9 protein-coding genes and 1 pseudogene are annotated in these 7006 nt (G+C 66.5%); 6 read left to right on the forward strand and 4 right to left on the reverse strand.

Translation table 11 applies throughout. From position 1 onward, the window contains the following. Positions 1-184, reverse strand: a pseudogene (locus FV223_RS31280) (GNAT family N-acetyltransferase); the annotation flags it as partial. 156 nt (positions 185-340) lie between these two features. Between FV223_RS31280 and FV223_RS16515 the strand changes: the two are divergent. The 3 genes from FV223_RS16515 to FV223_RS16525 all read left to right on the forward strand — a co-directional run bounded on the left by FV223_RS16515 (position 341) and on the right by FV223_RS16525 (position 2434). Further along, positions 341-943: a PAS domain-containing protein gene (locus FV223_RS16515; RefSeq protein ID WP_147728056.1), complete on the forward strand. Its 603-nt coding sequence runs from the start codon at positions 341-343 to the stop codon at positions 941-943. A gap of 147 nt (positions 944-1090) precedes the next feature. Continuing rightward, the gene (locus FV223_RS16520) at positions 1091-1318 is read left to right on the forward strand and encodes a DUF4170 domain-containing protein (RefSeq protein WP_147728057.1); all 228 of its coding nucleotides are present in this window, start codon (positions 1091-1093) and stop codon (positions 1316-1318) included. A gap of 171 nt (positions 1319-1489) precedes the next feature. After that, complete coding sequence (locus FV223_RS16525; protein WP_147728058.1) at positions 1490-2434, forward strand: ribose-phosphate pyrophosphokinase; 945 nt, start codon at positions 1490-1492, stop codon at positions 2432-2434. Between the two features lie 187 nt (positions 2435-2621). Here the strand turns inward: FV223_RS16525 and FV223_RS16535 are convergent, their stop codons facing one another. The 3 genes from FV223_RS16535 to FV223_RS30515 all read right to left on the reverse strand — a co-directional run bounded on the left by FV223_RS16535 (position 2622) and on the right by FV223_RS30515 (position 4360). Beyond that, positions 2622-2846: a hypothetical protein gene (locus FV223_RS16535; RefSeq protein ID WP_147728059.1), complete on the reverse strand. Its 225-nt coding sequence runs from the start codon at positions 2844-2846 to the stop codon at positions 2622-2624. 56 nt (positions 2847-2902) lie between these two features. Beyond that, the gene (locus tag FV223_RS16540; RefSeq protein WP_147728060.1) at positions 2903-3793 is read right to left on the reverse strand and encodes a metal-dependent phosphohydrolase; all 891 of its coding nucleotides are present in this window, start codon (positions 3791-3793) and stop codon (positions 2903-2905) included. Positions 3794-4222: 429 nt separating this feature from the next. Continuing rightward, positions 4223-4360 carry a hypothetical protein gene (locus FV223_RS30515; RefSeq protein WP_187275488.1) on the reverse strand — a complete coding sequence of 46 codons (138 nt, stop codon included), beginning with the start codon at positions 4358-4360 and terminating at the stop codon, positions 4223-4225. 114 nt (positions 4361-4474) lie between these two features. On the opposite strand from FV223_RS30515, the gene FV223_RS16545 reads away from it, so the two are divergent. The 3 genes from FV223_RS16545 to FV223_RS16550 all read left to right on the forward strand — a co-directional run bounded on the left by FV223_RS16545 (position 4475) and on the right by FV223_RS16550 (position 6886). Then, on the forward strand, positions 4475-5560 hold the full coding sequence (locus FV223_RS16545; protein ID WP_147728061.1) for a site-specific integrase: 1086 nt from the start codon (positions 4475-4477) through the stop codon (positions 5558-5560). A 251-nt stretch (positions 5561-5811) separates the two neighbouring features. Beyond that, positions 5812-5976, forward strand: a complete 165-nt coding sequence (locus FV223_RS30520; RefSeq protein WP_187276161.1) for a hypothetical protein — start codon at positions 5812-5814, stop codon at positions 5974-5976. Between the two features lie 172 nt (positions 5977-6148). Next, entirely contained in the window at positions 6149-6886 is a 738-nt protein-coding gene (locus tag FV223_RS16550; protein ID WP_147728062.1) for a hemerythrin domain-containing protein, read from the forward strand. The last annotated feature ends 120 nt before the right edge of the window (positions 6887-7006 follow it).

A 7006-nucleotide genomic window follows, 5' to 3' on the forward strand; every position in this document is an offset into this window, starting at 1 on the left:
CTCCCAGGGGCGCCGTGGCGGCGGGCCCGCGCGGCCCGCGGGTGGGATTGAGCGAGTTCGTCCGCCGGGTCGGCCCGCCCGAGGCGCGCAGCAGCCATCCGTCGAGGTGATCTTGACGGGCCGCGGGCCATGCGTCGCGGCAGGCCGCTTCCGCCGTCCAAGCGAGGTCGTCGTGCTGTGACATGCCTTGTCCGCGGGCTGCCCGGGGGGCGGTTCCTATCACGGACGGAGGCGGACCCGACCGCCCAGGGTCTTAACGTGTGGTTGTATCGACGAAGTCGAAACCGTATGTGAATTGTTGCTCGACGTTTCCGATCCTCATGACACCTTTGGCAGGCCGATGGAATTCGACGGCATCGACGAGAGAGGACATGCGGCGGAAGAGCTGCATGCCGCCCTCCAGGCGTCGGGCGTCGTCGGCACCTGGGACTGGAACCCGGTCACGCGTCGCGTGCGCTACGACCGGGGGGCCGCCGAGCTCCTGGCGGGCGACGCCGCTTTGGCCGGGAGCGAACTCGAGTTCGACGAGGCGGTCGCCGGCATCCACCCCGACGACCTGCCGTGGATGACGACCGAGGTGCAGCGCGCGATGCGCGTCGGCGGCCTCGTGCTGGCGGAGTACCGCGCCGGGATGCTCTCCGGGCAGCCGCGCTGGGTCCTGAGCCGCGGGCGGGTCTTCCACGATCCGCATGGCCGGCCCGTGCGCAGCACCGGCATCCTGATCGACATCACCGAAGGGCGGAAGGCCGAGGCCGGCTACGTGGTGGCCGCGCCGGATCCGGAGCAGGAGGCGCCGCTGCTGCGCGCCGCCGACCTCTGCATCGCGCTGCACGCCGCGGTCGCCGAGAGCGGGTCCGAGGCCCTGCGCGGCATGACCGACCGGCTGCTGTTCCAGATCGGCCGCGAGATCGCGCAGGCCGAGCGCGAGGCCTCGCGGCACTGACGGCGTCGGCCCGGCAGGTCTGCGCTTGGCGGGTCCGCGCCGGGCGGGCTTGACGGCGGCGATGGGGTTTGCGACGCGCCCGGCGATGCCGCGCCCTGCGGCACGCGTCCTGCCTGAGGGCGCGCGTGCCGCGACCAGGAGAGACCCGTGACCACGACGATCGCCAGCGACCAGCTGCTCCACCTCGTCTTCGGCGGCGAGCTCGAGGACATCGAGGGCATCCGGTTCAAGGACCTCGCCGGCCTCGACATCGTCGGCATCTTTCCCGACTACGCCTCGGCCAAGGCGGCGTGGCGCGCCAAGGCCCAGGCCACCGTCGACAGCGCGCAGACCCGGTACTTCGTCGTCCACCTCCACCGGCTGCTGGAGCCGTAGGGCGCCGGCTGTGCAGAGCGCGGGCCGGCGCGGCGCCGGCCATTGTGACGGTTCGACCGCGCTGATAAGAGCCCGATCGACGCGGATGCCGACGGGCCTGTCGATCGGCCGGTCGTTCCAGGTCTTCAGGACGTGTCTCGGCCCGAGACCCCAAATGTTGAGCCCGCAGGCATGAAGTCTTCGATCAAGATCATCGCCGGCAATGCCAGCCGGCCCTTGGCGGAGGCGATCGCCGGATACCTGGAACTGCCGCTCGCCAAGTGCATGGTCCGGCGCTTCGCCGACATGGAGATCTTCGTCGAGATCCAGGAGAACGTGCGCGGCGAGGACGTGTTCATCGTCCAGTCGACCTCCTACCCGGCCAACGACCACCTGATGGAGCTGCTGATCATGATCGACGCCGCGCGCCGGTCCTCGGCGCGGCGCATCACGGCGGTGATCCCGTATTTCGGCTACGCCCGGCAGGACCGGCGCACCTCCGGCCGCACCCCGATCTCGGCCAAGCTCGTCTGCAACCTGATCACCGAGGCCGGCGCCGACCGCGTGCTGACGCTCGACCTCCATGCCGGCCAGATCCAGGGCTTCTTCGACATCCCGACCGACAACCTGTTCGCCGCGCCGGTGATGGTGCGCGACATCAAGGAGCGGCTGACGAGCACCGACCGCATGGTGGTCTCGCCCGACGTCGGCGGCGTGGTCCGCGCCCGCGCGGTGGCCAAGCGCATCGACGCGTCGCTGGCCATCGTCGACAAGCGCCGCGAGCGCGCCGGCGAGTCCGAGGTGATGAACATCATCGGCGACGTCGAGGGCCGCTCCTGCATCCTCGTCGACGACATCGTCGATTCCGGCGGCACCCTCGTCAACGCGGCCGAAGCCCTGCTCAACGCCGGCGCCAAGGAGGTCTCGGCCTACATCACCCACGGGGTGCTCTCGGGCGGCGCGGTCTCGCGCATCGCCGCCTCCCGGATGAAGGAGCTGGTGATCACCGACTCGATCCAGCCGACGCAGGCCGTCAAGCTCGCCCGCAACATCCGCGTCGCGACGATCGCCCCGCTGCTCGGCGAAGCCATCGGCCGGACCGCGACCGAGGCCAGCGTGTCGAGCCTGTTCGACTAAGCCTTTGCCGGGCGGCCCGAAGAAGGACGCCCTCCCCCCATCCATCCCCCTCATCCTGAGGCGCCGCAGCGAAGCGGAGGCCTCGAAGGAGCCCTCCAGCCTTCGCCGCGGGTTCTGGAGGGCTCCTTCGAGGCCCGCTGACGCGGGCACCTCAGGATGAGGGAGATGGATGGGACGAATGCTCGTCTCAGCCGTCCCGTCCCCGCACGAAGCCCCGCGAGATCAGCCGGCTGCGCTCGCGCGCCCGGCGGTCGGCTTCGAGCAGGTCGGAGAGCGCGTCGGCGATGACGCAGCGCAGGGCGAGGTCGGCGTCGCCCGCGCTGGTGAGGAGGTAGGCGCGGGCGATGTCCTCGACCGGGCAGCGGCCGGGCGGCAGGTCGGCCCGGCGGGCGGGAGCGGAGGCGACGGGCATGGGGTGCGACTCGTTTGAGAACATAACGAGAACACACCAGATCGGTTAAGGTTCGGTCAAGGGGTCGCGGAAGGGGGCGGAGACGGGGCCGGCTCGCCCGAGCCGGGATGCGGCCCCATCCGCCGGCGGTCGTGCTCGATCGCGAAGACGTGGGCGTAGAGGTTGGCGACCCAGCGCCGGCCTTCCACGGTGAGGTCGAGGGCGCGGATCGCGTCGCCGATCACCGGCTCGACCTTGCCCCAGAAGAAGCTCGGGTAGCGCTCGGCCAGATCCGCCGGGTCGACGTAGCCGAGCGGCTCGCACAGGCCCGCCTCCTTCAGCTCGTGGAACAGCGCGTTGAGCTTGCGCGGGTAGAGCGGATCGCCGAGCTGGCCGATGAGGTCGGCCGCGCGCATCAGCCCGGCCTCCGTCGCGGTCTCGGCGTGGTCGCCGTCGTCGGGCACGGGGAAGCGCGTCAGCTCGATGGCGCGGGCCACCCGGCCGGCATCGACGAACTCGTGGTCGGAAAAGCGCTCCCACACCGCGATCTTCGAGCGCTCGACGTGGTGCGCCGTGAGCCCGGCATCGGACGCCCCGCGCGGCAGCCCGACGGTGGTGCCGGCGCGGTCGATCACGAACCGGGTGCGCGTGTCGCCGGCGCAGACGCCGCGGACGTAGCCGATGTCGTGGTAGAGCGCGGCCAGGATCGCGTGCAGCCAGTCGCGCGGCGACACCCCCTGCGCCACGAAGCGCCCGCGCAGGATGTCCTGGGCGACCAGCGTCACCAGGGTGGTGTGGTAGGCGTCGTGGTAGAGCGCGTCGCTCTGCACGATCCGCTCGATCGTCAACCGCGCCGATTCCTCGATCACCTCGACATAGCCCGGCTCCCGGCTGCCGAAGGTGCGCCGGTAGACCAGGGCGAGATGCTCGCCGAGGGCGTTGGCAAGGAGCTTTGTGGCGTCGAGCATAAAAAATTTTACCACAATTGACTTGAGGATGCTTTTTGAAGGAATATATAACCTGAGGTAACGTATCGTGCGACCGCTGGGAGGGAATTTTGGCTACTTATAAATATGACGCTTATGTCCAGAAGAACAACTCGGACGCGTTCGATACCATCTATTCACCGGGAGATTCGGCCCCACCTGCAGGTATATACCGGGGCTAAGGCTGCAATCGTGAAATTGGAATTGCAAACGGGCACACTTTGCCGCCGCAAAGACATCATGAACATACGGCGCAGCAAGGCGATATCCGATGGAGATTGGCTGTATACGCAGATCATAATCCGAAATAATTATAGGCAAGAAATTTGTAGAATAAATGACAGCATAAAAATTTTAAATCTGGCACTAGAGAAGATAAAACTCCTTCTCTAGTGCCGACAAAAAATATATTCAAGTATGGATCACCTTCCCATAAGCATCCAGCACGCTCTCGTGCATCATCTCGGAGAGCGTCGGGTGCGGGAAGACCGTGTGCATCAGGTCTTCCTCGGTGGTCTCGAGGTTCATGGCGACGACGTACAAAGCCATGCACTGATAGTGCCTTAGGGCACCACCCCGGTCTAGGGGGTAGGTAGGGGTAGGAGGCGACAGGGTACCCTCGCGGAACTCGCTGGCACAATCTGGGCACAGTGAGTGAGACCCATGGCCACCATCAGGAAGCGGAACGACAAGTGGCACGTCCAGGTGAGGCGTAAGGGGTCCGCTACGATGACCCGGTCGTTTCTCACCAAGGCCGATGCTCAGACCTGGGCACGACAGACCGAGACCCAGGCAGACAGGAGGGGTCTCCCGGTTGGCCTCAGGACTCTCGACACCCTCACCGTGGGTGACATCATGGTACGCTACCGAGACACCGTGACCCCTTCCAAGAGGGGAGCCGTCCGGGAGGCAATGGCGGTGAAGGTGCTGCTCAAGCATGCCATCGCGAAGGTGCCCCTGAGCGCCCTCACGGTCGCCAAGGTGGCTGCCCACCGAGACCTCAGGCTCCGCACGGTGAAGCCCGCGAGCATCAACCGGGAACTGGCCCTCTACCAGCATGCCTTCGAGGTTGCTCGGAAGGTCTGGGACGTACCCCTCTCCGAGAACCCATTCGCCCTCGTAGTGAAGCCCAAGGTGCTCAATGCCCGGACTCGACGCTTGGAGGCCGGTGAGTGGGAGGTCTTGCGAGAGGGGTGCCGGCGATCTCGGAACCCGAACGTCCTGCCCATGGTCGAACTGGGCCTAGAGACCGCCATGAGGCGCGGAGAGGTCCTCCGAATGCGGTGGCAGGACATCGACTGGACCAAGCGAACCCTGCTCATCCCGACCGCGAAGAATGGCCACGCGCGGACCATACCGTTGACTGGGCGGGCCTTGGCGGTGCTCCGGGAGCGGATGGCGGTGGCGGCCTCGGGGGAGCTTCGGGTCTTTCCGACGACTGAGGACGCGGTGAAGACGGCGTGGCGGTGGGTGATGAAGCGGGCCCCCCTCCCCGACTTCCGGTACCACGACCTCCGGCACGAGGCTGTGAGCCGGTTCTTCGAGCTGGGCCTGAGCATCCCTGAGGTCGCCCTCATCAGCGGCCACCGCGATACCCGGATGCTGATGCGGTATACCCACCTTAGGCCCGAGGCGTTGGCGGACAAACTGGCGAAGCTCGGGGCGCCTACGGTGGTTTCGGCGCCCGCACTCTTGCGGCGGTCACGATGGGCCCCTGAGCCGGCGAGCGCCAAGCGGCGAGGCAGGTGAGGCTCTGCGGTGGGAGGTCTAAGCCGAACGGCATCCCGCCCGGCCGCCGCACAGTAGTTGTCCCATGGTGCCAGTAACCCTCTGACGCTTTAAGCCCGCTCTATCGCCGCAGGGCCTTCTCCGAGTGGGATGTGCCATATATTGCCTTAATCGCCGGCCATCGAGCGGCGGCAATTGGCCAGCGCAGAATTATGATGCAGCACCACCATTCCCTCTCAGGCCCGGCATCGTTGACCGTATGGCCTGCCGACATGAGCACGAAGGCCACGGAGCCGAGGGAGCTACCCAGCCTCCAAGAGGCGCTGGATGAAGCCCTCAAGGCGCTCAACGACGGCACCGGGACGCCTTGGGTCACCACGAGCGACGGCCTCATCCTGTCGCCGGCCCATCTCAGGGGCATGCTGCATTCGGCTTGAAGTTCCGAATGGCCCTCACGGTAATGCGCTTTATTCCGCCGAGCCCTCCCCGGAAGTGCCTGCCATCCGCAAACGCCAGCGCAATTTTGGGAAAGTCCAGCCGCGAAGAACCACGCCGAGGAACAGCCAGAGAGCGAGACAGTTAGGAGGTACAACTTAGGGAGTACCGCTTATGGATGTCTGGCAGCTCATCGGACGCGACCACGCGAACATCGAGCATCTCATCCATGAGGCGCCGAGGGCCTTGAACGGACCCGGTGTCGTGCGAAGCCGCGAGACGCTCCTCGGTGAACTGATTGACGAGCTGGAGTCACACGCCTCGGCCATCGAATACAGCCTGTATGGCGCCCTCGCGCAGCGGCCTGAGACGAGCCAACTCGCCGCCGAGCTGTATGCCGGGCACAGGGAGTTCATGCGGCAGCTTAACGGGCTGACCCGGTATCGCCGGAAGGGCTCCGAAGGCTGGCTCGACACCTTTGAGGATGTGACCTTCCTCGTTGACCAGCACCTTCACCGGCTCAAGTGCGAACTGCTGCCCGCGGCTCAAAAGGTCCTCTCGGCGGACGAGGTCCGGGATGCGACCCGCGTATTCATCAGGGCTAAGACGCGGGTCATACAGGGGCGCCGTCCCACTCGATTTAGCGAGCTTGTGTCAAGTGAGATGGGACTCGGCGTTATCGTCGGCACTGCCGTAGCCGGCCTTGGGTACCTGCTCTGGCAGGGTGGCTATCTCGGCCGGTCTAACAGCCGCTCAAGGTCGAACAGTCGCTCAGCATCGTACGCTGGGCACGGGGGCATCAACCCGGCAACGGCATCCGTGCCGGCCGGCCGCGACACGAGCAGCATCGGGAGGGATCGCCAGGAGCGGTTGCTCGATGATGGGCTTGAGGAGACTTTCCCCGCTGTGTAGGGCGGTGACAAAACCATCCACTGGAGCGTCGGCGGGGTGCTGATGCGGCCGGGGTAAAAGCCGGCCAGTGGAGAGGCTTCTCTTTCGGGAGGGGCCCAGGATGTTTGCCGTGGAAGTCTA

The sequence above is a fragment of the Methylobacterium sp. WL116 genome (assembly GCF_008039455.1).
GTDB lineage: Bacteria > Pseudomonadota > Alphaproteobacteria > Rhizobiales > Beijerinckiaceae > Methylobacterium.